Source organism: Cutibacterium nasicola, assembly GCF_051303185.1.
GTDB lineage: Bacteria > Actinomycetota > Actinomycetes > Propionibacteriales > Propionibacteriaceae > Cutibacterium.
Map to the genome: position 1 here is coordinate 220217 of NZ_JBPPGE010000002.1, position 23468 is coordinate 243684.

22 protein-coding genes and 3 pseudogenes are annotated in these 23468 nt (G+C 63.1%); 8 read left to right on the plus strand and 17 right to left on the minus strand.

The genetic code is table 11. The annotated features are described in order from the left end of the window. Window positions 1-54: 54 nt before the first annotated feature. The 4 genes and pseudogenes from ACSJJT_RS04880 to ACSJJT_RS04895 all read right to left on the minus strand — a co-directional run bounded on the left by ACSJJT_RS04880 (window position 55) and on the right by ACSJJT_RS04895 (window position 1814). Window positions 55-876: a DUF929 family protein gene (locus tag ACSJJT_RS04880; protein ID WP_435917237.1), complete on the minus strand. Its 822-nt coding sequence runs from the start codon at window positions 874-876 to the stop codon at window positions 55-57. Window positions 877-1128: 252 nt separating this feature from the next. After that, window positions 1129-1348, minus strand: a pseudogene (locus ACSJJT_RS04885) (hypothetical protein). A 41-nt stretch (window positions 1349-1389) separates the two neighbouring features. After that, window positions 1390-1629 (minus strand): annotated as a pseudogene (locus ACSJJT_RS04890) (hypothetical protein). Window positions 1630-1670: 41 nt separating this feature from the next. Further along, the gene (locus ACSJJT_RS04895; protein WP_435917238.1) at window positions 1671-1814 is read right to left on the minus strand and encodes a toxin-antitoxin system toxin subunit; all 144 of its coding nucleotides are present in this window, start codon (window positions 1812-1814) and stop codon (window positions 1671-1673) included. A 1037-nt stretch (window positions 1815-2851) separates the two neighbouring features. Here ACSJJT_RS04895 and ACSJJT_RS04900 point away from each other — a divergent pair. After that, the gene (locus tag ACSJJT_RS04900) at window positions 2852-2995 is read left to right on the plus strand and encodes a hypothetical protein (protein ID WP_435917407.1); all 144 of its coding nucleotides are present in this window, start codon (window positions 2852-2854) and stop codon (window positions 2993-2995) included. An 11-nt stretch (window positions 2996-3006) separates the two neighbouring features. Beyond that, the gene (locus ACSJJT_RS04905) at window positions 3007-4002 is read left to right on the plus strand and encodes an ABC transporter substrate-binding protein (protein ID WP_462981538.1); all 996 of its coding nucleotides are present in this window, start codon (window positions 3007-3009) and stop codon (window positions 4000-4002) included. Between the two features lie 57 nt (window positions 4003-4059). Here ACSJJT_RS04905 and ACSJJT_RS04910 read toward each other — a convergent pair whose 3' ends face one another. Then, window positions 4060-5460, minus strand: coding sequence for a mycothione reductase (locus ACSJJT_RS04910; RefSeq protein ID WP_435917240.1), 1401 nt, complete (start codon window positions 5458-5460; stop codon window positions 4060-4062). 278 nt (window positions 5461-5738) lie between these two features. On the opposite strand from ACSJJT_RS04910, the gene ilvD reads away from it, so the two are divergent. Genes ilvD through ACSJJT_RS04925 form a run of 3 tightly spaced genes read left to right on the plus strand, consistent with a single transcriptional unit; the run spans window position 5739 to window position 9969 of the window. Next, on the plus strand, window positions 5739-7616 hold the full coding sequence (gene ilvD / locus ACSJJT_RS04915) for a dihydroxy-acid dehydratase (RefSeq protein WP_435917241.1): 1878 nt from the start codon (window positions 5739-5741) through the stop codon (window positions 7614-7616). Between the two features lie 11 nt (window positions 7617-7627). Beyond that, a complete protein-coding gene (gene ilvA, locus ACSJJT_RS04920; RefSeq protein ID WP_435917242.1) occupies window positions 7628-9151 on the plus strand; it encodes a threonine ammonia-lyase, biosynthetic in 1524 nt (507 codons plus the stop codon). Between the two features lie 23 nt (window positions 9152-9174). Next, window positions 9175-9969 carry an SDR family NAD(P)-dependent oxidoreductase gene (locus ACSJJT_RS04925; RefSeq protein ID WP_435917243.1) on the plus strand — a complete coding sequence of 265 codons (795 nt, stop codon included), beginning with the start codon at window positions 9175-9177 and terminating at the stop codon, window positions 9967-9969. Window positions 9970-10002: 33 nt separating this feature from the next. Here the strand turns inward: ACSJJT_RS04925 and ACSJJT_RS04930 are convergent, their stop codons facing one another. From ACSJJT_RS04930 to ACSJJT_RS04980, 11 genes and pseudogenes are all read right to left on the minus strand, one after another. Beyond that, complete coding sequence (locus tag ACSJJT_RS04930; RefSeq protein WP_435917244.1) at window positions 10003-11466, minus strand: GerMN domain-containing protein; 1464 nt, start codon at window positions 11464-11466, stop codon at window positions 10003-10005. Next, window positions 11453-11548, minus strand: a pseudogene (locus ACSJJT_RS04935) (c-type cytochrome biogenesis protein CcsB); the annotation flags it as partial. The gene ACSJJT_RS04930 and the pseudogene ACSJJT_RS04935, both read right to left, overlap by 14 nt. 77 nt (window positions 11549-11625) lie before the next feature. After that, complete coding sequence (locus ACSJJT_RS04940; protein WP_435917245.1) at window positions 11626-12294, minus strand: histidine phosphatase family protein; 669 nt, start codon at window positions 12292-12294, stop codon at window positions 11626-11628. Between the two features lie 67 nt (window positions 12295-12361). Next, entirely contained in the window at window positions 12362-14077 is a 1716-nt protein-coding gene (locus ACSJJT_RS04945) for a bifunctional uroporphyrinogen-III C-methyltransferase/uroporphyrinogen-III synthase (RefSeq protein ID WP_435917246.1), read from the minus strand. 123 nt (window positions 14078-14200) lie between these two features. Next, window positions 14201-14395 carry a hypothetical protein gene (locus tag ACSJJT_RS04950; RefSeq protein WP_435917386.1) on the minus strand — a complete coding sequence of 65 codons (195 nt, stop codon included), beginning with the start codon at window positions 14393-14395 and terminating at the stop codon, window positions 14201-14203. 162 nt (window positions 14396-14557) lie between these two features. Next, window positions 14558-14659, minus strand: coding sequence for a 30S ribosomal protein bS22 (locus tag ACSJJT_RS04955; protein ID WP_002550589.1), 102 nt, complete (start codon window positions 14657-14659; stop codon window positions 14558-14560). A 135-nt stretch (window positions 14660-14794) separates the two neighbouring features. Further along, the gene (gene proC / locus ACSJJT_RS04960; protein ID WP_435917249.1) at window positions 14795-15586 is read right to left on the minus strand and encodes a pyrroline-5-carboxylate reductase; all 792 of its coding nucleotides are present in this window, start codon (window positions 15584-15586) and stop codon (window positions 14795-14797) included. Beyond that, complete coding sequence (locus ACSJJT_RS04965) at window positions 15583-16614, minus strand: aspartate-semialdehyde dehydrogenase (RefSeq protein WP_435917250.1); 1032 nt, start codon at window positions 16612-16614, stop codon at window positions 15583-15585. The genes proC and ACSJJT_RS04965 overlap by 4 nt, the downstream gene beginning before the upstream one ends. Window positions 16615-16657: 43 nt before the next feature. After that, window positions 16658-17491 (minus strand): CPBP family intramembrane glutamic endopeptidase, encoded by an 834-nt coding sequence (locus tag ACSJJT_RS04970; RefSeq protein WP_435917387.1) that lies wholly within the window; start codon window positions 17489-17491, stop codon window positions 16658-16660. 2 nt (window positions 17492-17493) lie between these two features. Next, window positions 17494-18390: a proline dehydrogenase family protein gene (locus ACSJJT_RS04975; RefSeq protein ID WP_435917388.1), complete on the minus strand. Its 897-nt coding sequence runs from the start codon at window positions 18388-18390 to the stop codon at window positions 17494-17496. Window positions 18391-18449: 59 nt separating this feature from the next. Continuing rightward, window positions 18450-19280, minus strand: coding sequence for a sugar phosphate isomerase/epimerase family protein (locus ACSJJT_RS04980; RefSeq protein WP_435917390.1), 831 nt, complete (start codon window positions 19278-19280; stop codon window positions 18450-18452). A 214-nt stretch (window positions 19281-19494) separates the two neighbouring features. Here ACSJJT_RS04980 and ACSJJT_RS04985 point away from each other — a divergent pair, with 214 nt between their 5' ends. From ACSJJT_RS04985 to disA, 3 genes are all read left to right on the plus strand, one after another. Next, the gene (locus tag ACSJJT_RS04985; protein WP_435917251.1) at window positions 19495-20133 is read left to right on the plus strand and encodes a VOC family protein; all 639 of its coding nucleotides are present in this window, start codon (window positions 19495-19497) and stop codon (window positions 20131-20133) included. Window positions 20134-20382: 249 nt separating this feature from the next. Then, window positions 20383-21840: a DNA repair protein RadA gene (gene radA, locus ACSJJT_RS04990; protein WP_435917252.1), complete on the plus strand. Its 1458-nt coding sequence runs from the start codon at window positions 20383-20385 to the stop codon at window positions 21838-21840. Next, window positions 21837-22940 (plus strand): DNA integrity scanning diadenylate cyclase DisA, encoded by a 1104-nt coding sequence (disA, locus tag ACSJJT_RS04995; protein ID WP_435917253.1) that lies wholly within the window; start codon window positions 21837-21839, stop codon window positions 22938-22940. The genes radA and disA overlap by 4 nt, the downstream gene beginning before the upstream one ends. 54 nt (window positions 22941-22994) lie before the next feature. On the opposite strand, the gene ACSJJT_RS05000 is transcribed toward disA, so the two are convergent. Beyond that, on the minus strand, window positions 22995-23357 hold the full coding sequence (locus tag ACSJJT_RS05000) for a hypothetical protein (RefSeq protein WP_435917391.1): 363 nt from the start codon (window positions 23355-23357) through the stop codon (window positions 22995-22997). Window positions 23358-23468 lie beyond the last annotated feature (111 nt).

The following is a 23468-nucleotide window of genomic DNA, read 5'->3' on the forward strand; positions in this document are numbered from 1 at the left end:
GGACTTGCTCAGGAGGGGTTTTGTCTTGCTCTGCGCCTAGACCAAGGCCGCGGGTCACCTCAGTTTTTCAGCTGCTGCCTTCACGCCAGGCGACGTGCAGACGTTCGTAGGTTTGTTACCAGTCCTAGAGCAGATTTCGGCAGTGAAGAGATTCGCCCCTCCTACGATCGCTTGCGCTTCTTTTGAATTTGGATTAGAAAGAGCTTTTACCACGTTTTTCGGATCTTCCCTCGCCATCCAAGGCGTGTAGCTGGGATTCGATGTGGTGATGTCGCCCCAGTAGGCGAAGGGGATGCCTCCTTCTGGGTTGTACTTGCTAAATATATCCTGCTTAGATTCCGGCAAGCTCGCTATTTGTCGACCTTCTCTATCGGCTAACTCATAGGCATCCAAGTCAACATACTTGCTGCTGTACTTGTAGTTCCTAAAAGTAATCGTAGGAATATTGGAAAGCTCCTTTTCTGCCGGGCTTGACAGGGTGTCTTCTAGCCCGCTGAAGGTTCCGAATCGAGACAAAGCTGCCGCGAGAGGGAGTCTTTCCATCGCGCAGAAGGGACAGAATTCTGACCCTACATAGAAGAGCTTTACCTTGCCGTCTCTGTCAGGTTTATTCCCAGTCTTGGTGACCTGAAGCTCCGAAGAACCGGGGCCAACCTTGTCATAAACGCTTTTAGGGATGGAGACAATCGCCTTGGAGATCGTACCCTGGGAAGTCTCTATAGCGGGACCCTGGCGGGACTTATTAATAGCAAGTACCGTGCCAACGATAATAAGGGAGAGGGCCAGTACACCTGCGGCGACATAGATGATCTTACGGCGCTTCATCTTGAGTGATTCGCGCTCTTGTTCCCTGCGGAGAGTTTCTCGTTTGCTCATAAATTTATCAGTAGAGAGAAATTGAGCTAATGTTCAACGGAGGATTAATAAATGCGCAGCGGTTAGATTTGATGGCATACTTCCTCCACCCGCTTGAAGTACGAGATACCCACATGTGACCCTTTTTGCCGCGGGTGATCCACCCATTACCCCCCTAAGAATGAGATCCATTGTTTTTCTTTCTGTCGATTTAATCGAAAAGCGATATAATACTAGCACATGAGGGCAACGGGTCGCCGATTCGGAGGTGGTCTATGTCCAGGAATCGTGTCGCAACTGTGTCCGGTAAACCCGGTTCTGGTCGATACGTCGGGCACGTCCACGTTCGGACGTAGCGAGTTTTCCCTCTGCGGTCTGAGCACGAGCCAGTGCGCATCTCGATACTTTTCGCACCTCGGCCAGCAGGCCTCACCATGACATCTGGTCTGCCGTTTTCGAGCACCTGACCCACGTCAGCCTCGACGGAAACCACGGCCCCCAGAACGACTCCACGCGCCCCTGGCTCTTGGACCCTCAGCTAGCTTTGAAGGTCTGGGTAACCTCACGGGTGAGCGCTTGACGAGTCCACGCAGACACGGTCATGCCCTACCGAGAAGCATCCCGTTCAATCAACCTCCACACGCTGGCACTCACTCGGATCGTGCGAGGCTCCAGGGGTTCAGTCTCCACTTCCTCCCAAGCTCGACCCTCGAAGGGGTCGACCTGCATCCCCTCAAAACCTGACTCGGCTTCACTGGCCCACTGGCGCACCATCTCGTCGGTGACTCGAACACCATTGTCGGCAACAAACTCACTCATCTCGCCCTCCTCATCTGAGCCAGAAACCCTTTCGTCAACCAATTCGCGTGAATCACCAATACGGACCCGTCAGCGCCACGAACAAACACCACCTCGATCGCCCGCCCCGCACTATCAAATCCGATCGTGGCCCATCGCACCGGCTCAACATCCTCATCACCTCGACGCACCCGAGCACCACCAGAACCCGTCTCATACGCCTGCCGAACCTGCTCCACACTTAACCCGTACTTCAACGCATTCGGGACGCACACACAGCAGCATACGCACACGTCGTCGCTAATAGAACACACTGCAGACGACAACCAGAACAAGGCACACCATCCCCTATTCCGACGCACCTAGTGCATTCTTGACGCCTGCCCGAGTTTTTCGCCCGACAGACGACACACACCACACGCGCCAAGGCCGCACGATCCGGCCCGGATCGTGCGGCGGATCGATCATGTCACGACCACAAACCAGGCCGATACTGGCCACGAAGCCGGGCACGCATCGTCCGATCTTGGTTGACCAACCGGCTTCGCTCGCGATCTGATTTAGCAAGTTTTCGTTCCGCTGTTTCGGCTCGAACGCATGCCTCTCGTAGCTGGGTGTGAGCTTCAGCTAGACGCGCCCGCACATCGGCAAGTTTGCGATTCCAGATGTGGGACTCGCCCCGATTCGATCTGCACTACACGCACCGGAACCGACACTCCTCGGGCCACCATGCGTTCATCTCGGGCACGTCGACGGCACTCGTCCGAACACCAGATCCGGGGTCGGCCTCGACCCGAACGGGACTCGATTCGGCGTCCACACCGGGGACATGTTCGGGGCGACGAGTAGCAGGCCATGACCCCAATCTATTTCCGCCGGACGATATCCACTACCCCCGGCACAAACTGTGCAAATAGTGCGACGAGCCTAGAGGACCCTGAGCGAGCTTACGAGTGAGGGGGGTATCCCTACTCGACAAAACAGGAGGACACTCTCTTGGCATCGGGACCGCTAACCGGTCGCCGACACGAGGCACGCTCGAGTTTGGGTGGGCCGCGCAGGAGCCCACCAGGAAGGAGGAAGTCGCTTCGCTCCTGCAGAGGATCCCCCTGGGGAGCCCCCAGACCCCAGAACTATCTGACTTGGCTCTTCGGGACGTACTCTCGACAGGTGATTCTTTTCGTGCTTGGCTGGTCTCATGGACGCGGCATCCGCAGAACAGTGGGAACAGATGTGGCTGCCGCTATGGCCGCTAGCCACCGATGACCTAGCCACGGGCATCTACCGCACCAGCCGATCCAAAGCCCTCGGCGTGCGCTACATCGAGACCAACCCCCAATGAAGGAGAACACGATGTCACCATCGCGCGCACGCGTCACCGCGGCTGCAATTTCCGGTCTGTGCCTGCTGACGACTGCTTGTGCTGGGTCTTCAACCGAGCACCCTGGCGCCTCCTCGACGGCAGGCCGCACCGTCATGAGCTGCAATGAGAAGCTCACATTCACCGATCCACCCAAGCGCGTCATCATGATGGGAGACACCGACGCCTCCACCATGAACGCCCTCGGAGTACTCGATCGCGTCGTCGCCAGGGCCGGGCACATCGAGGAGGACGCCTATGACGCCAAGACCCTCGCCAAGCTCAAGGCGATCCCGACGATCGCATCGCAGCAGCTTGACACCGGCGGGGCCAAGATATCGACCGAGACGATCCTCGACCAGCACGCAGACCTCGTCATTGGCTACGACACCGGCGTCAATCGCGACGCTCTGCGCAAGTCCGGCGTCAAGGTGTACAGCACCGACGCCATGTGCCCCGACAAGAAACCACCCGCCCCGGCCTCCTTCTCCCAGGTCAAGGACGAGGTCACCAAAGTCGGGCAGATCTTCAACGTTGCGGACAAGGCCACCACGATCAATGAAGATCTCGACACCAAGATCTCCACCATTGAAAAACACACTGCGTCGGAGAGCAAGGCCGATGCCGTCGCCCTTTACATCACTCCGGGTAGCACCGATTTCTACACCTACGGATCCTCGAGCATGATTGAGCCGATGTTTGCCGCCAATGGTCTGCGCAACATGTATCACTCGAACACCACCCGGGTCTTCGACGCCGCGATGGAGGACGTCCTGCACAAGGACCCGGAGTGGATCGTGCTGTTGGCCGGTGGTGGCGCAATGTCAAAGGTGGAACCCACCTTCTTGTCCTTCAAGGGCGCCAACGAGCTCAAGGCTGTCAGGAAGGGGCACGTGGTGACGATGCCCTTCGCCTTGACCGACCCTCCCACCCCGCTGACGATCGAGGGTACAGAGAAACTGCACGATCTCATCACGGACAAGAAGTGACCATGAGCCAATGACACACCGGCATCTCTGAGCGCTCCTCAAGGGCGCTCAGAGATGTCACTGTGCACCGTCCATCTCCTTACCGAGTCCCAGCAGGGCGTTTTCGACGACCTCGGGCAGAGCAGGATGAATCCAATACTGGCCGCGCGCCATCTGGTCGACTGTCTGGCCAGCGCTCATTGCCTGGATGCACGTCTGAATGAGGGTTGATGCCTGCGGTCCGATGATGTGGGCACCCAACAGCGTCCTTGTCCGTGGGTCTCCCAACAGCTTGACGCAGTGTCCCTCATTTTCCATCGCCCAGCCATAGGCGACGTCCGCGTATTCCTGAAGGTAGGCGGCGTAAGGAGTGTCGGACTGGAGCAATTCCTGTTCTGTGGCACCTACTGACGCCACCTGCGGATTCGAGAACACCGCATGCGGCACGAAGCGATGATCGGAACTGGTCAGGTCGTCGGGGTGCAAGAGGTTGTGGCGCACCACTCGAGCTTCATGGTTGGCCACATGCTTGAGCTCCCAGTGGGAACACACGTCGCCGAGCGCCCAGATGTGGTCCACACTGGTGCGCTGATGCTCGTCGACGACCACGAATCCGTCGTCGTCAACGTCAACCCCCGCAGCCGGAAGGTTGAGACGATCACCATTGGGCACCCGACCCATGGCGTTGAGGACGACGTCAGCTGGATAGTCGTAGTCGACCCCATCACCGTCAACCGTCAGGACGACGAGGTGACCACCCGGATCACGATCGATGCCCACCAAGCCCTCGGACATCCGCAGCCTCACGCGGTGGCCAATCTGTTCGGTGAACCGCTGAGAGATCTCCCGGTCCTCATGACGCAGCATCCGCCCGGACCGGTTGATGACGGTGACGCTGGATCCCAACGCGGAGAAGATGTGTGCGAACTCGGCAGCAATGAACCCACCGCCGAGAATCACCAGGCGATGGGGCAACTCATCCAACCTCATGATGGTGTCGGAAGTGTGAATTGCCCCCGCCAGGCTCGGGTCGTCGAGACCGAGGACATCCGGGACACGCGGACGCGACCCGGCTGCCAGGACGATCTGATCAGCTGTGATGCATGTGCTCCCGACCTCGATGGTGTGGGGATCGACGAACTTCGCCTCGCCGGTGTGGACGTCGACGTTCTCCAGGCCCTGGCGGTACTCGAGCCCGCCTTGAGAAATGGGATCGATGCGTCCGAAGATTCGGTCACGGATGGAGGTGAAGGATGCCCCGCGAAACTGCAGATTGACCCCCAGCCTGGCAGCCTCGGACGGCGAGGTTGCCAGGTCGGCCGGAATCACGAACATCTTCGTCGGTATGCAGCCGACGTTGAGGCAGGTGCCTCCGAAGGTGCCCGAGTCGATGATGGCGGCGCGCCGGTCAGCAAATTCCTCGTCCAGGATCGTGTTTCCCGAGCCCGAACCAATGACGACGATGTCGTAGTGCTCCATGACCCCAGTGTGTCATCCCAGGCAATGACAGATCGCCCAACCCGCTGCCGACACTGATCATGCCATTCATGGCACATCGTCATTCCTGAGTGATGTCTCGGGATATGAACGACCGTGTCATTGTCCCGAAAACTGCTAGCGTCACACCCATGATGAACGGCTGGAGTCTCATTACCGGACGCGCGGTCTGACCACGCACCGGAATCCAACCGCGCGCCCTCCTTCCACTTCCGGATGGAGGGCGTCGTCATGTGTACGCAATTGTCGAGGGGAACACGATGCCCACGCTGAGATCCGCCACCAGCACCACCGGGCGTGCCATGGCCGGAGTCCGCGCCCTCTGGCGTGCCACCGGCACCAAGGACAACGAATTCGGCCGTCCCATCGTGGCGATCGCGAACTCCTTCACCCAATTCGTCCCGGGCCACGTGGGACTGCGCGACGTCGGCAAGATCGTCGCCAAGCACGTTCGCGCCGCTGGCGGCGTCCCCAAGGAATTCAACACCATTGCCATTGACGACGGCATCGCCATGGGCCACGACGGCATGCTTTACTCCCTGCCGAGCCGCGAGCTCATCGCCGACTCGGTGGAGTACATGGTCAACGCCCACTGTGCCGACGCCCTCGTCTGCATCTCCAACTGCGACAAGATCACCCCCGGCATGCTCATGGCCGCCATGCGCCTCAACATCCCGACCGTCTTCGTCTCCGGCGGCCCGATGGAAGCCGGCAACGCCACCCTGGCCGACGGGGAGCACAAGCTCGACCTCATTGACGCCATGGTTGCCGCCGGAGACGAGACCGCAGCTGACCGCGACGTCAAGCTCATGGAGGCCAACGCCTGCCCCACCTGTGGGTCCTGTTCGGGCATGTTCACCGCCAACTCGATGAACTGCCTGACCGAGGCGCTTGGCCTCTCCCTGCCCGGCAACGGTTCCCTGCTAGCCACCCACTCGGACCGTCGCAAGCTCTTCGAGATCGCGGGACGAACCATCGTGTCCCTGACCAAGCGCTGGTACGACGAGGACGACGCCTCCGTGCTCCCCCGCTCCATCGCCACCAAGGCAGCTTTCAACAACGCCATGAGTCTGGACATCGCGATGGGCGGCTCGACGAACACCGTCCTCCACCTGCTGGCAGCTGCCCAGGAGGGCGAGGTCGACTTCACCATGGCCGACATCGACTCCCTGTCGCGCAAGATCCCCCACCTGTGCAAGGTGGCCCCCTCGACCAGCGTCTTCCACGTCGAGGACGTCCACCGTGCCGGCGGTGTGCTCGGCATCCTCGCCGAGCTCGACCGAGGCGGGCTGCTCGACACCACCACCTCGACGGTGTGGTCCCCCGACGGCACCCCGACGACGATGTCCGTCGAGATCGCCCACCACGACCTCATGTCCGATCCCGACGAGGGCGTCCGCACCCTCTACGCAGCCGCTCCCGGTGGGGTGCGCACCACCGAGATGTTCTCCCAGTCCTCGCGCTGGAAGAGCCTCGACACCGACCGTGACAACGGCTGCATCCGCGACATCGGGCATGCCTACTCGTCCGACGGTGGCCTCGCGGTACTCTTCGGCAACATCGCCGAACGCGGCTGCATCGTCAAGACCGCAGGCGTCGACGAGTCCATCCTGACCTTTTCCGGGCCTGCCGTCGTCTATGAGTCCCAGGACGACGCCGTCACCGGCATCCTCGGCAAGAAGGTCAGGGCCGGGGACGTCGTCATCATCCGCCACGAGGGCCCGAAGGGCGGCCCCGGCATGCAGGAGATGCTGTACCCGACGAGCTACCTGAAGTCGATGCACCTGGGCAAGGAGTGCGCCCTGCTCACAGACGGCCGGTTCTCCGGTGGCACCTCGGGGTTGTCCATCGGTCACGTCTCCCCCGAGGCTGCCTCCGGGGGTCTCATCGGCCTGGCCCGCGATGGCGACACCATCAGCATCGACATCCCCAACCGCACCATCAGACTTGACGTCGATGACTCCGAGCTGGCCCGTCGTCGCGATGAGGAGGAAGCTCGCGGAATCGATGCCTGGACGCCACGCACACCCCGCCCGCGTCACGTCTCCGCCGCTCTGCGTGCCTATGGGATGCTCGCCTCCTCCGCCGACCGCGGTGGGGTGCGCGACCTGTCCCAGGTGCGCCCAGTGGCTGAGTGAGGAGATCGCCGATGTCTGTCATGAGTGACCAGGAGTACCTGCGTGCCGTGCTGCGAGCACCGGTCTACGAGGTGGCCGAGAAGACCCCACTCGAGCCGATGCCCAATGTTTCCAAGCGCCTCGACAACACCGTGCTGGTGAAAAGGGAGGACCGTCAAGCAGTCCACTCCTTCAAGATTCGCGGCGCCTACAACCGAATGCGCAACCTGACCGAGGAGGAGCGTCGCGCGGGGGTGGTGACGGCTTCAGCCGGCAACCATGCCCAGGGCGTTGCCCTGTCGGGTGCCCGGCTCGGGGTCAACGCGAAGATCGTCATGCCAAAACCCACCCCGTCGATCAAGGTTGACGCGGTGCGTCAGCTCGGCGGCCAGGTGGTGCTGGCCGGGGAGTCCTTCGACGAGGCCAAGGCTCACGCCCTGGACCTGGCCGAGAACGAGGGGCTGACCTACGTCGCCCCCTTCGACGACCCAATGGTCATCGCCGGTCAGGGAACCATCGGTCTGGAGCTCATCCAGGACGCCGCCGACGTCGACCGGATCTTCGTGCCGGTCGGTGGCGGTGGCCTTGCCGCCGGGATCGCGGTCCTCGTCAGGCAGCTCATGCCTCAGGTCAAGATCATCGGTGTGGAGCCGGCTGAGTCGGCATGTCTGGCGGCTGCGATGACGGCCGGTGAACCCGTCACCCTGGACCGGGTCTCCCAGTTCGCCGAGGGCGTTGCCGTCGCCCGGATCGGTGACGAGACCTTCCGCATCCTCATGAATCACCTCGACGACGTCGTCACCGTCGACTCGGACGAGATCAGCGCCGCCGTCAAGGATCTCTTCGACGACGTGCGTGCCGTTGCCGAGCCAGCCGGTGCCGTCGCGCTGGCCGGACTCAAGAAGTACGCCCATGCCCACGGCATCCACGGCGAGCAGCTCACCACTGTCCTCAGCGGGGCCAACCTCAACTTCGGATCCCTGCGTCACATCGCAGAACGCGCCGAGATCGGTGGGCGTCGCGAGGGGATGTTCGGAGTCATCATCGACGAACGCCCAGGAGCCTTCCTGGACTTCTGCAGACTGCTGGGTGGCCGCATGGTCACCGAGTTCAACTACCGCCTTGCTGACGACGACTCCGCCGCCATCTTCGTCGGCGTGCAGTTGGCCCACCGCGACGAACGCTCCGAGATCGTGGAGATCCTGAGCAACGCTGGACACCGCGTGGTCGACCTGTCCGACGACGAGGCAGCCAAGACCCACGTCCGTTACATGGTTGGTGGGCATCCGTCGCGGGCCGTCGGGGAAAAAGTTGTCTCCTTCGTCTTCCCAGAGTCTCCGGGAGCGCTGACCCACTTCCTCACAACCCTGGGAGCCCGGTGGAACATCTCGCTGTTCCACTACCGCTCCTTCGCGATGGACACCGGCCGGGTGCTGGCCGGGTTCGAGGGTGCCGCTGACGACCCAGACCTGCCGGCTCACCTTGACGACATCGGGTACCCGTGGAGTGATGTCTCGGATTCTCCCTCTTATCAGATGTTCCTCCGGGAGCGTTGAGAGCTGCGTGGAAGACTTGTGACATGACTGAGAAGGATGCGACTCGCGACGAACGCCCGTGGGCACTGGTGAGCGGGGCCAGTGGTGGTCTGGGGCAGGCCTTCAGCCGTCACCTGGCCAGCTGCGGAGTCAACCTCGTCCTTACGGGACGCCGTCAAGACGTCCTTGACGATCTTGCCACCACACTCACCACCCGATACGGGATCCGCACCATCGTCCATCCCTGCGACATCGCCTCGGCATCTGACCGGTTGGCCCTGGTGGAGGACGTCACCGGGCGCGGCATCGTCATCGACACTCTCGTCAACAACGCTGGATTCGGTGCAGCTGGCCGGATCGCCGAGACCGACCCGGTTCGCCAGACCTCCCAGGTGGAGGTCAACTGTGAGGCCGTCGTCCACCTGTGCGGTCTGCTGCTGCCCGGAATGATCGCGGCCAAGCAGGGATCGATCATCAACGTCGCCTCCACCGCTGCCTTTCAGCCCATCCCTCAGTTCGCCACCTACTCGGCGTCGAAGTCCTTCGTGCTGTCGTTCACGAAGGCGCTGTGGACCGAGACGAATGGCACTGGGGTGCGAGTCACGGCGATCTGTCCTGGTCCGACGGAGACCGGATTCTTCGATGTCGCAGGTGTGCCGGAGATGGGAGCTGGAAGCCGTCGCCAACCCGACGATGTGGTGCGCACCGCCTTCGACGCACTGGCCCACCATCGTCCTTACGCGATCGACGGGTTCCTCAACCGTACCGTCGCACGGCTGGTGCCGCTCCTGCCACCGCGTCTGGTGATGGCCGAGGCGGAGAAGTACCTCAAGGTCTGACGACCGCTGCGTCGACGATTGCTTGTTCGACGACTACTTCGCCGTCACAACCTTCTCGTCAGCGATCCGGTTTCCTTCCCGGATCACCACGTCATATTCCCCCTTGGGCATGATGACGGTGGCGCTCCACGGGCGCCAGTTGTCACCGTCGGTGGCGGAGATGTTGATCTGCCCGCTGGTGACCATGTGACCGCCCTTGGGAGATCTCACTTCGTAGGTCATGGCGGAAACCGTCGGCTGGGCGAGGCCACTGATCGTCATCTTGCCGGACGACACATTGGCACCGGCTTGGGGCGCGTCGACCCACACCGGGGCGCACTGGGCAAGACCCTCGTCAACGAAATCCGCGGCGGGTTTGCCAATGATCGGCAGGTTCGGCGAACCATCAACGAGAATGCGCACCGACTTGTCCCCAGTGCGGTCACCGACGGCCGCCGTCGCGGTCACGACGAGCTGCTGGATGGCTCGTTGTACTTGTTCGCCATTCTTGAACTGGCTGAAAGCGGATGCCGAAAGGTCGAGGGTGATACGTTTTCCCTCGACCGACGCCCGGTTCACTTGGCCAGCTGCCCATCCGGATGTGTAATTCGGGTCGAGGGGCGCGACGTTGAGTACGGCCCCCACCGCTGTTCCCAATCGATCGCCCAGAGTCGGTAGGTCACGCAGCTCACGGTGGATGAACCCGTCGTCACGGCCCAGGTAGACGACGTCCAGCCCGGTCTGAACGGTTGACAGAGACCGATCGCTGGCCTGGGGGGTTCGGGCAGCCGGCGCCGCCTCCGAATCATTCGTCGTCGAGCTGTGATTCGAGCCCAGCAGGGGGAACAGAATGCCCAGCCCCAGTGCCACCAGACAGGTCAGGGCGACGATCCAGGTGGCGGGACGGCCCCGCCACGTCTTCCGGGAAATCTGGGAGATGATGGCGTCGTAGCGGGAGTTCGGGTGGACCGAATCCACGATGGTTTCCAGGGCCGAGCGCACAACCGCCTCAACCCTGGGATCGGCATGGCCGGGATTCGTGTGGGAACCAGGACGCAGAGTCTCGCCGATGGTGGTCAGAGCCTTCGTCTCATTGTTGTGAACGCCGTTGACGCTCATGCCCAGGGTCTCGGCGATCTCGTCGTCCGACAACTCCACTGTTGCGAATTTGAGGATCAGCACCTCACGCTGTCGGGCTGGCAGTCCCCGTAGGCACCAGTAGGCCAACTTGTCGGGGGTTTTGGGAGGAGTTGTGTCTCGTTCAGCCGGCTGTCGTCCCCTGGACTTGTTGACGACGGCGGTGCGCAGGTACGACACGGCATGCTGATGGGAGTGCAGCCGCAAATCACGTCGGTAACTGGTGGCAAAGGCCGCTATGACGGCGTCCTCGGCCGCCCGCTGGTCTGCCAGCAACAGGGTGGCCAACCTGACGAAGGCGTCCCACTTCTCTTGGTAAAGCTCGGGAAGCCAATCGTCACGGGATTCGGAGAAGGAACCCTTCATGTCAGGCTCCGGCATACGAGTGCGAGCCGCCGAATACCGGGCTGAGACCCATGAAGTTGGCCCAGGAACAGGCCACACCGATGATCGCGATGATGGCTACCGCCAGGGTCGACGACCACGTCGAGGCCCCAGGCACCATCGGGACCGCCGCGAGGACAGCGACAAGCCGAGTCCTCACTTGGGTGCACCGCCTGCGGAGATGTTGGCCCGACGGTCCTTGGCCGGGATGAGGTCGCGAGCAGGCTCGCAGTAGTCGATGCGCACAATGCGACCGTCGAGTACACCGAAGCTCGTCACCGAGGCAAGGGTGCACTGCCGGGATCGCGGGTCGTGGGGAAGACGTCGCCCCTCAGCTGAGCACCGTGCAATCCAGATCGGCAGCTGGTGGGAGACGATGAGGGCCTGTCCGCCCTCAGGAACCTCCTCGGCAGCACGCAGGATCGCCCGTGTCATCCGCTCGGCGATCTCGACGTAGGGCTCTCCCCAGCTCGGAGTGAACGGGTTGGAAAGGTGACGCCAGTTACGAGGGTTGCGCAGGGCCTTGTTGCCCTTGCCGAAGACTTGGCCCTCGAAGACATTGGCCGCCTCGATGACCTCGGAGTCGATGCGCACCTCGAGCTCCGGGTGCAACGCAGAGATCGGGGCCATCGTCTCCCGGGCGCGCTCCAGCGGGGAGCTCACCAGGGCAGACAGCTCAACATCAGCGAAATGTTCGGCAGCGCGAGCGGCCATCCGTCGCCCCAGTGGAGACAGATGATATCCGGGCATGCATCCGTACAGAACCGCGGTCGGGTTGTCGACCTCACCGTGGCGCAGCAGGTGAACGGTCGTCATGGCGCTCATCGTCTCCCCTTCCGATACTCGCGGGCCGCAGCCCACCTCTGCCCATGACCCTACGTCATGGGGATGCTCAGCGTGATGGGTGACGGCCCCGACGCTTGCGCTGGGAAGGCCGAGTAACCGGCAGACCCTTGATGACCATGTCGTCACGACGCTTTGCGGCGAAATCAGCGAGGGCGTCAGCCAGGCTCAACGCCGTCGGCTCGGGGGCGATGACGTCAACCGCCAGGCCGTGCTCCCGACAGGTCTCGGCAGTGCGCACACCCACGGCAGCGACGACGGTGTGTTTGTGTGGCTTGCCGGCGATACCGACGAGATTGCGCACGGTCGTCGAGGAGGTGAAGACGACAGCGTCGAACTTGCCGGTCTTGATGGCCTCGCGGGTCTCGGCTGGCGGCGGTGCAGCACGAACGGTGCGGTACCCGACGACGTCCTCGACCTCCCAGCCCAACTCGGACAGGTCGGCTGACAGGGACTCGGTGGCAATGTCGGCGCGCGGCACGAAGACCCGGTTGATGGGATCAAGGGCGTCGTCGAAGGCCGGGAACACTGCGGCCAAGGCCCGGGTGGACTGCTCTTTGGATGGCACCAGGTCGGGTCGCACTCCCCACTCGGCCAAGGCGTTGATCGTCGACTCGAAGATGGCGGCGATGCGCAGGCCCGAGTAGGCGCGGGCGTCCAGACCAATTTGTTCCAGCTTCTCGGAGACGGCCCGCACGGCGTTGGCGGAGGTGAACACGACCCACTCGTAGCGTCCCTCGACGAGACCGCGAATGGCTTTGTCCATCTGCTGCGGGGTGCGTGGGGGCTCCATCGAGATCGTCGGGACGTCGAGGGAATGGGCGCCGTAGCTCTGCAGGCGCGAGGGCAGGGTGGCCGAGTGGTCGCGGGTGCGCGGAATGAGGATGCTCCAGCCGAACAGCGGCTTGGACTCGTACCAGTCCAGCTGTTCTCGCTCAGGAGCCTCAACGACCTTGCCGATGGCAATGTGGATCGACTCGGCGTTGGCCAGTCGAGCGGACTTGGCGGTCTGCGGCAGCTCGCCAAGGGTCGTGGTGTGGGTGGTCTGCTGGGTCGTCGCGCCGTGACAGATGAGGGCTGCCGGCTCATCCTCGCTGCGGCCCGAGACCACCGCGTACTTGACGACCTCCTTGATCCGGCCAGCCGAGGTGTTGACGACGATGAATCCGTTGGCCGACCACGTCGATCCGTCGCCGGCGATGTCTCGCTGACAAGCGGCGTCGCCAATGAGCTGGACGTCATGGCCATGGAGGGTCAGACCGGCGTACTCCGGGACTGCCGTCATGCCGGTGACACCGGGAACAACGTCGACGTCGTGGTCGGCGCGAGCCACCGCAGCAGCCTCGGCGCCGATATCCCCGTCGAGGAAAGGATCCCCGCTGACGAGGCGAACGACCTCAAGTCCTTGGGAGGCCGCATCGATGATGGTGGCGGTGACGTCGGCGCAGTGCTCGTTGACGTCGACCGGAATGGGTGCACCCGTTCCGGGCTGGCTGGGCAGGACGACTTCCTCTTCGTCGGCACTACCAGCCGAAACGATCCTGACGTCAGGGCGGAGCTCCAAGAAGTCACTGCCGAGCAGGATGCGGTGCTCCGGGCACGAAATGACGATGACCTGAGCGCGATTGATGGCGTCAACGGCTCCCAGGGTCAACAGATTCGGGTCTCCTGGGCCAGTGCCCACGAACTCAACCCGGGCCTGGGCCGACGCGGTGCCCAGATCACCGGCAGGCTGCGGCATCGGCTGGTGAGCCTCGTCAGTCATCTGGAGTCCTTCCGGTGTCTGCCGTCATGCCGGGCGGTGTGCTCCAGCTTTGGGCATCGAGGTCAATAGTGCTGGTCTGTGAGGAAAGGCGCAAACCTGCCCGCTCACTGAACATTCCGGATGTCAGGGCAGCACCGCTGGAAGAGTGGGACCATCACGCAGGGTCGGCATGAAGGCGTCGACGTCAAGGGTCCAGTAGGAAATGGGGTCGCCGTCAACGAAGGTCACCGGGACGTGATCGCTCCAGCGGGAGCGCAGGCCCTCAGCAACGTCAACGATCGTCGGTTCGCATCCGAGACTGCGGTAATCCTGTCTCATCCGTGCAACGAATTCGATGGCCTCATCGCGCAGATGACGGCACTGGCGGGTGACAATGACGACACGCCCCTCGACCGGCGGGTCGAGGGGCCGTGATCCACCACTACGAGAGGCAGTCGTGTCATGCCGATGCCATCGCCACATGCACAACCGCCCGAAGTGTCACTTGCCGGCGCGACGACGCTGAATACGCGTCTTCTTGAGCAGCTTGCGGTGCTTCTTCTTCGCCATGCGCTTGCGACGCTTCTTGATCACGGATCCCACGGTCAACCTCTTTCGTTGGAACTGGAAGTCTGGTGCACCCGGGTGGGTGCGAAGTTCCTGGCCCACCGACAAGGCGGACAAAGGGTTACTTTACGCTGTGACCTGCAATCGAGCCAAAAACGCCGCACCGACCCGTCAGGACAAGCCAGCAGCACGGTCGCGACATACCGTCATTGCATCAGCGAAGGTGGCTCGCACTCCCCCGGCCTCCAACTTGGCCAGGGCAGCAGCGGTGGTACCGCCGGGGCTCGTCACCTTGGATCGCAGCACTGCCGGATGCTCCCCACCGGACAACAATTCGGCTGAGCCGACCAGAGTGGCGACGGTGAGCTGGCTCGCCTTGTCTCGCGGTAGTCCCATGGCGACGGCGGCGTCAATCATCGCCTCCGCCACCAGGAAGACGTAGGCAGGGCCGGAACCCGACACGGCGGTGGCGGCGTCATGCAGTTTCTCGGGCACCTCGACGACGGTGCCGACCGTCTCCAGAATCTTGACGACCTTCTCGCCAGCCCCCTCAGCACCTGGTGCAGGGCTGACGATGAACGCACCCTTGCCCACCTGAACCGGGGTGTTGGGCATGACACGCACGACCTTGGCCTGCCCAGCAGCCAGCAACTTCTCGGTGGTCACACCGGCAGCGATGGAGATGACGGTCGCGTCATCCGTGAGGTACTCCGCGACCTCCTCCAGCACATCGACAGCGGCATAGGGCTTGACCCCGAGAATGACGAGCTCGGCGTCGCGAACGGCCTCGGCGTTGTCCGCCGTCGTTTTCACGCCCAGAGTTGAGGCGATCTCGTCGCGATGTGACTCGCAACGCGCCGTCGCCACGACGTCGTCCGCCGTGACCGTGCCAGCGTCGATGAGCCCACCAATGAGGGCTCCGGCCATCGTTCCGCAACCCAGGACCGCGATCTTCCCGCTCACTCGGCAGCCACCAGCTCGGCCAGCTGCACGGCATTGAGGGCAGCACCCTTGCGCAGGTTGTCGGCGGTACAGAAGAACACCAGCCCCTTGCCTGCCGGAGCGGACTGATCAGCACGGACACGCCCGACCAGGGACGGATCAGTTCCGGCGGCAGACCGCGGGTCCGGGACGTCGACAACATTGACTCCCGGAGCATTCGTCAACAGCTCGGTGGCCTTCTCAGGGCTCAGATCGTCGCGGAACTCCGCGTGCACGACCAATCCGTGACCGCTGTACACCGGCACTCGCACACACGTTCCGGCCACCGGCAGATTCGGGATGTGGAGGATCTTGCGCGACTCGTTGCGCAGCTTCTGCTCCTCGTCGGTCTCACCGGTGCCGTCGTCAACGAGGTTGCCGGCAACCGGCACGGCATTGAAGGCGATCGGGGCGACATAGGGCCCGAGGTCGTCGACCGGAACTCCTCGTCCATCAATGGCCAGGGCGGAGGGATCGTCAATGGCTGCGGTCTGCTCGGTGAGGGCGCGCACCCCGGCGACACCCGACCCGGACACGGCCTGGTAGGTGGCGACGACGAGACGGGTCAGCTCGGCAGCGTCATGCAACGGCTTGAGCACCGGCATGGCTGCCATCGTCGTGCAGTTCGGGTTGGCGATGATCCCCTTGGGACGCTTGGCGACGTCCTCGGGGTTGACCTCGCTGACGACCAACGGGACGTCAGGGTCGCGTCGCCAGGCCGACGAGTTGTCGATGACGACAGCCCCGGCAGCAGCCACCTTGGGGGCAAACTCGCGAGAAGTGCCGCCACCGGCGGAGAAGATCGCAATGTCTAGGCCCGCGACATCAGCAGTAGCGGTGTCCTCGACGACGACCTTCCCATCTCCCCACGGCAAGTTCTGTCCAGCTGAACGAGCAGAGGCAAAGAACCTCACCTCGTCAGCGGGGAAATGACGCTCCGCCAGCAAGGTGCGCATGACCCGGCCGACCTGTCCAGTGGCTCCGAAGACTCCAAGCTTCATGCCGCCCATGGTAGGGGCATGACACGACAGGACCGCGCAGTGTCCGAATGGCTCACAACCAGCTGACGTGACCAGCCAGACAGGCATATCCGACGAAGGAGACGATGTCGAGGAAGGCATGGGCGCCGATGAGGGGCAGGAGTCTGCGCCTCGTGGAGAAGACCCACCCGAGGAACAGGCCCATGATGATGTTGCCGAGGAACCCACCCCACCCCTGGTAAAGGTGGTAGGTGCCACGGATCACAGCCGAGACGACGATGACCATCGTCGTCGACCACCCGATCTGACGCCACCGCGTGAAGAGGTAGCCGACCATGACGGTCTCCTCCAGGACCGCATCCATGAGGGCCAGGCCGACGAGTACCGGAACCGTCCACCAGACGTGCTGAAGATGGGAGGCCTCAACAGTCGTGTTGAGGCCCAGGGCGCGAGCAGCGAGGTAGAAACCAAGGCCAGGAATGCCGATGATGGCGGCCAGAATCGCTGCGGCCCCGACATCCTGTCCCCATCCTGGACCTTCCAGGCCAAGAGCGTGACGAACACCCTTGCGAGGCGGCTTGACCTGGGCGAGTAGGAGCAACGCCAGGAAGGCCGGCGCGACACCGAAGACGATGTCAGACAGCTGATAGAGCAGATCGAGCCAAGGACGTCCGGGGGTCACCGAGGAATTGAGCTCAGAGGTCTGCTGATCCATCGGCACGCCACGGGTGAGCCTCTCGATCATTCGCAGAATCGAGTACCACGCGGATTGCCCCAGGCTCACGGCCAAGAGAAATATCGTCTCCCACAGCAGGCGCCGATCAGTCGAGCGATCCCCCGAGAGTCCCCGGCAAGGAGTCTCGTCCCGGCGCGAATGAGGGGGGACGGTACTCGTGCCATTCCACATCCTCAACGCCTCTCCACCAGCGACCTTCCGAACAGCCACACATTGCTCGGTCTCTCGACGATCCGTCGGGTGCAGTACCGGTACCAATCGTGGCCATAAGGCAGATAAACCCGCACCTGGTGGCCAATGTCCACCAGTCTTCGTTGCTCGAGGGGACGAATTCCTTGCAGCATTTGGAATTCCAGGGGGCGATCCAGGCTCGACATGAGCTGTTCCCCGAGGGCGACGAAAACCGGATCGTGGCTGGCCAGCATCACCATCGAGGGACCGGTCATGAGGGCGCGCAGACATGCCGACATCCTCAGATCCACGTCATGGGGACGGATCAGGGTGACCGAGCGGGGACCGGTGTAGGAACCCTTGCACAGCCGGATGCGTCGCCCGGGAGCTGCCAGTCTTCTCACTTGGACGAGGGAGTCGTGACGGGCCGCCTGAATGACGATGCCGGTGTTCTCGTAGTTCTCCAGCAGATCCATGACGATACGGTGAGAACGATCGTGGATGTCGGGGCCCTCGTCGTCCACCGTCACGGCGACATGATTGTCGCGAGCAGTCTGGCAGATCTGCCTGGCGTTCTCCCAGGCGAGATCGTCGTCAACTCGCAGTCCCAGTGCCGCGAGGCCGATGGACACCTCGCTGTGGCCGTCAAACGCCGGGTCGGCGCCGAGCTTCTCGATCACCGTGCACAGTCCGACCGTCGACCGGCGGGCCTGAGCGACGTCAACGGCGTCGGGGGCGAGGGGATGCAAACTGACGTCCAGGCCCTTGACTACCTGATCGGCGGCCTTCTCGACTGCCGTCTCGACGTCCTCACCAGCGACATATGTCGCGGCGATCTCGCGAGCCAACCGTGACTGGGAAACCTTGTCGGCAATGGTCGGGTCCATCGCCAGCTGCATCGCCAGTCGTCGACCCCGTGCCAGCAGGGCTCCGCCACGGAAATCGTGTCGATCCTCGGTCACCGATGGGCCTCCTGTCGCGCCTGGACGTCGCGACGCGCGAAAACGCCACGATCGACGGCCATGCGGGTCTGCATCAGAACTTCGGACAGCGCCTCGATCCGGGCCCCTTGCCCAGCCCTCTCCCCGGAAAGTTTACGGGTGTTGACCTCCAGGACGATGTCCCCGTTGAACCCGCCTGCCACGGCACGCTCGACGACCTTCCAGGCGTGCTGATTCCCCTGACCAGGCAGAAGATGCTCGTCCTTGAAGGTGCCGGATCCGTCAGTCAGGTGGATGTGACGCAGCCTCGACCCCCACAGGTCCACGAGCTTGCGGGAATCCATCTGCGCCGTGGCGGCATGGGACAGATCGAGGACGAGGTGGTCGTAGCTGAGCTTGGTGGGGTCGAATCCCGGCAGATATGCGGCAAAACGACCGGCCGGGGTACGCCAAGGGTACATGTTCTCGACGGCGAAAACCAGTGGGGCGTACTTCTCGTTGAGCTCGGCGATTCCCTCCTCGAACCGGCTCGCGTAATCGCGCTGCCAGCGGAAAGGCGGATGGATGACGATGAGTTCGGAGCCAAGTCGCCCCGCGGCCTCGGCAGCCTTGTCCAACTTGCCCCAGGAGTCGCTACCCCACACATTCGGGGTGACGAGCAGGCACGGCGCATGGATCGACCACACCTTGACGCCGTGTTCTGCCGACAATTCGACGATCCGGTCGACATCTGCGGCAACCGGGTCGATACCGACCATGAGTTCCACACCGTCATAGCCAATGATCTTGGCTCGGGCGAAGGCGTCGGCGGTTGACTCGGGATAGACCGAGGTCGTCGACAACGTCACGCGAGGAACACTGGAAGCAGCCGTGGTCGAGGGATTGTCAGGTCCGACACTGTCAGGCACATGCTCAACCTACCTTGTCGGGATCGACCGCGTGTCGCAAGCCAGGGAATGCGCACCTCGTCCACATTCCCTCATGACCTCACTCGAACCCGCTTCGTTGCAGCCATCCGGGGGCGGATTTCATCATGGGCAGGACACAGGAGACAATACTGCCATGCACGTCGACCATCTCATGTTCGCCGCTGGCCCTGCAGGTCTCGATGAGGATGCCGCTCGCCTGGGCGAAATCCTGGGGACCTCATTCATCAACGGGGGAGTCCATCCGAGCTTCGGCACCCGCAACCGCATCCTGCCGCTGGCCGGGCCGCGTTACATCGAGGTTGTGGAGGTGCTCGACCACCCCGCAGCCGAGAAGGCCGTCTTCGGCCAGGCCGTGCGCGCCCGTCAGGAGCAGGGCGGCGGATGGATGGGGTGGTCCGTCTCCGTCGACGATCTCGCCCCGTACGAGACGCGACTCGAGCGCGAGTCGGTGCCCGGCAGGCGCACCTTCCCCGATGGCCGCCACCTCGAGTGGCGTCAGATCGGCGTCAAGGGACTGATGGCTGACCCGCAGCTTCCCTTCTTCATCAAGTGGACCTCCCCGGTCGCGCTGTTGCCCTCCAGCCTGAGCGGAAACGTCACCCTTGCCTCGGTCGAGGTGTCCGGGTCGCGTCAGCGCGTCGAGGACTGGCTGGGAGAAAGGATTCCCGACGAGGTTGAGGGCATCTCCTTCGAATTCACCAGCCCGAATGGTCACCCCGGCATTGACGCCGTGACCTTCAACACCCCGTCTCGCGGACGAGTTCGCATCTGACGTCAAACACCTGACAGCACCTCCCGGTAGTGCACGAAAAGACGTCACCACCGGGAGTGTGCCGTGTTCCGGATATCCGAACCCCTGACGACCCCGATCACGACTCGGGAACGGCTTTGATCCGTGCGGAATGACTGGATCACCGGCTGATCGGACGGCTCCCGACAGCCATCGAGACCTTCGAGATGAGGTCTGAGGAGAACACCACCATCGTCGGACCTGTCAGCTCCTGCTGGCAGGGTATGGGCCATGGCGAAGAAGACGCAGACTCCGACGTGGATGTGCACCGAGTGCGGCTGGACGACGTCCAAGTGGGTCGGTCGGTGCGGTGAGTGTCAGACCTGGGGTTCGGTGGTCGAGAAGGGGACAGCGAAACTCACCGAGGTCGCCTCATCAACGCCCACGTCCAAGGCCGTGCCCATCGGTGAGGTGAGCAAGCAGGCCACCAACCGTCACCTCACCGGGATCAGCGAGCTGGACCGGGTACTCGGAGGCGGCCTGGTACCTGGAGCTGTCATCCTGCTTGCCGGCGAACCCGGAGTCGGAAAGTCGACCCTGCTCCTCGACGTCGCCGCCAAATGGGCCAAGGCCGGACGACGCACCCTCTACGTCACGGGCGAGGAGTCGGCGGCCCAGGTGAGGCTGCGCGCTGGCCGTACGAATTCCCTGGCCGATGAGCTCTACCTGGCCTCCGAGACCGACTTGGGAACGGTACTGGGACACATCGAGCAGACCGAGCCCTCCCTCATGGTGTTGGACTCGGTTCAGACAGTCGGGACGAGTCAGGCGGACGGCTCCCCCGGCGGAGTCTCCCAGGTGAGGGAGGTCACCGGTGCGTTGGTGCGGGTGGCCAAGAGGCGTGGCATGGCCGTCATCATCGTCGGTCACGTCACCAAGGAGGGGTCGATCGCTGGGCCGCGCACCATGGAGCACCTGGTCGACGTCGTCCTCAACTTCGAGGGCGACCGTCACTCCGGATTCCGGATGGTTCGCGCCACCAAGAACCGCTACGGCCCGGCAGACGAGGTGGGCTGCTTCGAGATGACCGACAGCGGAATCATGGAGGTCCCCGATCCGTCGGGACTGTTCACCTCGGACAATGCCGATCCTCAGCCGGGCACCTGCGTGACGGTGACGATGGAGGGACGCCGTCCCCTGCTCTCGGAGGTGCAGGCCCTGGTGGCCCCATCGGCGTCCGAGAAGTACCCGCGTCGCACCACCCACGGGGTCGAGGGCGGTAGGGTCGCCATGATTCTGGCCGTTCTGGAACGCAAGGCTGGCCTACCGCTGAGCAACCGGGACGTCTACGTCTCGACGGTGGGCGGAGCCAGGGTGTCTGACCCGTCAGCCGATCTCGCGATCGCGGTTGCGGTGGCCTCGGCCATTCTCGACACCAACTTCCCGACGCGAGTCGTCGCCCTGGGAGAGGTTGGACTCGCCGGTGATCTGCGACGAGTCCCTGGTCTGGAAAGGCGCGTCGGGGAGGCCGCACGTCTGGGCTTCGACCTCGCCGTCGTGCCACGCAATTCCCGGGAGGCGCACACCAAGGTCCCGACGATGCACGGACTCCATGTCATCGAGGTCGGCAGCGTGGCCGAAGCCCTGTCGGTGCTCAACTTGCGTCGGCAGCGCCAGCGCCAGGCGAGCCAGCATGACAAGACACCGGAGGTGAGAACTTCGGTGGGTAGAACTAGAGTCGTCTCATGAGCGATGCCCAGCCCGCCCCCGAGAGCGACCGGGAGATGGAGGCCGCGCGGATCCGTCACCTGATGGCTCTGCTCGCCCCTGGCACACCTATTCGGGAGGGACTCAATCGGATCATCAATGGGCGTACCGGTAGCCTCATCGTGCTCGGTAACGGCCCGGAGATCGACGAGGTCTGTTCGGGCGGTTTCCCCCTTGACATCCAGCTCACCCCGCAAGCGCTCCGCGAGCTGTCCAAAATGGACGGTGGTCTGGTCGTCTCCAGCGACCACGAGCGCATCACAGCCGCTGCGGTTCACTTCGTACCTGATGGCAATCTGCCGACGATGGAGACCGGCACACGTCACCGCACCGCCGATCGACTCTCGCAGCAGACCGGCGCACCGGTGGTCGTCGTCTCGTCATCCATGTCAGTGATGTCGCTGTTCCTCAATGGTCGCCGCTACCCGATCGAGAGACCGGAGCAGCTGCTGGCTCGGGCGAACCAGGCCTTGGCAACCCTGTCGAGTTATCGCGCACGTCTGGTCGAGGAGGCCGAGAACCTCACCATGCTGGAAGTCCGCGACCAGGTGCAGGTTCGCGACGTCGCCGCTGTCGCTCAACGAGTCGAGATGTGGCGTCGCATCGACGCCGAGGTCCGCAGTTATGTGTCAGCACTCGGCGTCGAGGGTCGGCTGGTCCAGTTGCAGCGCAACGAGTTGTCCCTAGGCGTGGAGGACCTGGGCCGTCTCCTCACCGAGGACTACCGGCCTGAGACCGTCGCCCCGGGCGAGTTTTCCCTGTCCGGGCTACAGGAATTGCCGTGGGAGGACCTTCTCGACGTCGCCAAGGTGGCTGAAGCCATCGACCTCGATCCCGTCGAGCATCCTCTCCACGCCCCCATGCAGCCACGCGGCCACCGCCAGCTGGCATCAGTCGCCGATCTGTCGTCCCTGACGATCCAGGCGATCATAGATCATTTCTCAAACCTGCAGAGTCTGGTTTCGGCGTCCACCTCGGAACTTGGCGACGTCAAGGGAGTCGGTCTGAAACGGGCACGCGAGATCAGGCAGGCCTTGGAGGCGATTTTCGAGAACGACCAACGCACCCACCGCTTCCACTGACACATGACATCGGTCCCAGCTCATGAGCTGGGACCGATGTCATGTGTCAGAAGGTCACTCACTCACCTGCATGACGAATCGATCGCTTGAGCCGCCGTCGATCTCAACGGTGGCAATGTAGTAGCCACCACCCAGGGGTTCCTTCGACACCTTGCACTTGCCGGTGGAACGCTTCGTCGGCCATGAGACCTTGTAGGTCCACGGATTCTTAGACGTGATCTCGTGGACTCCCCTCGGCCCCCAGGACCCGCAGTCCTCGGTCGACCAGATGCGATCGGTTCCGGACGTCACGGTGAGGGATTGCGTCACCTTCTGGGTGTCCCAGCGGCAGTCAGACGAGCTCTTCACCTCCACGGTGAAAGTCTCGGTGCCACCCACCTTGGGTTTCGCGGTGTCTCCCGTAACCTTGACCGCCAGCTGAGATCCGTCACAAAGCTTGCCGACGGTCGGCGCGGATGGAGATGACGACGCTGATGGGGATTCCGATGGGGAAGCGGACGTGTTGGAGCTGGCTGAACCCGCGGAAGT

Excerpts from the sequence above, each read along its gene's own strand:
- radA (WP_435917252.1), top strand. The coding sequence starts at position 20,383 with ATGGCGAAGAAGACGCAGACTCCGACGTGGATGTGCACCGAGTGCGGC.
- ACSJJT_RS04950 (WP_435917386.1), bottom strand. The coding sequence starts at position 14,395 with ATGAGACAGGATTACCGCAGTCTCGGATGCGAACCGACGATCGTTGAC.
- ACSJJT_RS04965 (WP_435917250.1), bottom strand. The coding sequence starts at position 16,614 with ATGGGCGGCATGAAGCTTGGAGTCTTCGGAGCCACTGGACAGGTCGGC.
- disA (WP_435917253.1), top strand. The coding sequence starts at position 21,837 with ATGAGCGATGCCCAGCCCGCCCCCGAGAGCGACCGGGAGATGGAGGCC.
- ACSJJT_RS04985 (WP_435917251.1), top strand. The coding sequence starts at position 19,495 with ATGCACGTCGACCATCTCATGTTCGCCGCTGGCCCTGCAGGTCTCGAT.
- ACSJJT_RS04975 (WP_435917388.1), bottom strand. The coding sequence starts at position 18,390 with ATGCAGCTGGCGATGGACCCGACCATTGCCGACAAGGTTTCCCAGTCA.
- ACSJJT_RS04940 (WP_435917245.1), bottom strand. The coding sequence starts at position 12,294 with ATGAGCGCCATGACGACCGTTCACCTGCTGCGCCACGGTGAGGTCGAC.
- ACSJJT_RS04900 (WP_435917407.1), top strand. The coding sequence starts at position 2,852 with ATGGACGCGGCATCCGCAGAACAGTGGGAACAGATGTGGCTGCCGCTA.
- ACSJJT_RS04880 (WP_435917237.1), bottom strand. The coding sequence starts at position 876 with ATGAGCAAACGAGAAACTCTCCGCAGGGAACAAGAGCGCGAATCACTC.
- ilvA (WP_435917242.1), top strand. The coding sequence starts at position 7,628 with ATGTCTGTCATGAGTGACCAGGAGTACCTGCGTGCCGTGCTGCGAGCA.
- ilvD (WP_435917241.1), top strand. The coding sequence starts at position 5,739 with ATGCCCACGCTGAGATCCGCCACCAGCACCACCGGGCGTGCCATGGCC.
- ACSJJT_RS04925 (WP_435917243.1), top strand. The coding sequence starts at position 9,175 with ATGACTGAGAAGGATGCGACTCGCGACGAACGCCCGTGGGCACTGGTG.
- ACSJJT_RS04970 (WP_435917387.1), bottom strand. The coding sequence starts at position 17,491 with ATGTGGAATGGCACGAGTACCGTCCCCCCTCATTCGCGCCGGGACGAG.
- ACSJJT_RS04945 (WP_435917246.1), bottom strand. The coding sequence starts at position 14,077 with ATGACTGACGAGGCTCACCAGCCGATGCCGCAGCCTGCCGGTGATCTG.
- ACSJJT_RS04905 (WP_462981538.1), top strand. The coding sequence starts at position 3,007 with ATGTCACCATCGCGCGCACGCGTCACCGCGGCTGCAATTTCCGGTCTG.
- ACSJJT_RS04910 (WP_435917240.1), bottom strand. The coding sequence starts at position 5,460 with ATGGAGCACTACGACATCGTCGTCATTGGTTCGGGCTCGGGAAACACG.
- ACSJJT_RS04930 (WP_435917244.1), bottom strand. The coding sequence starts at position 11,466 with ATGCCGGAGCCTGACATGAAGGGTTCCTTCTCCGAATCCCGTGACGAT.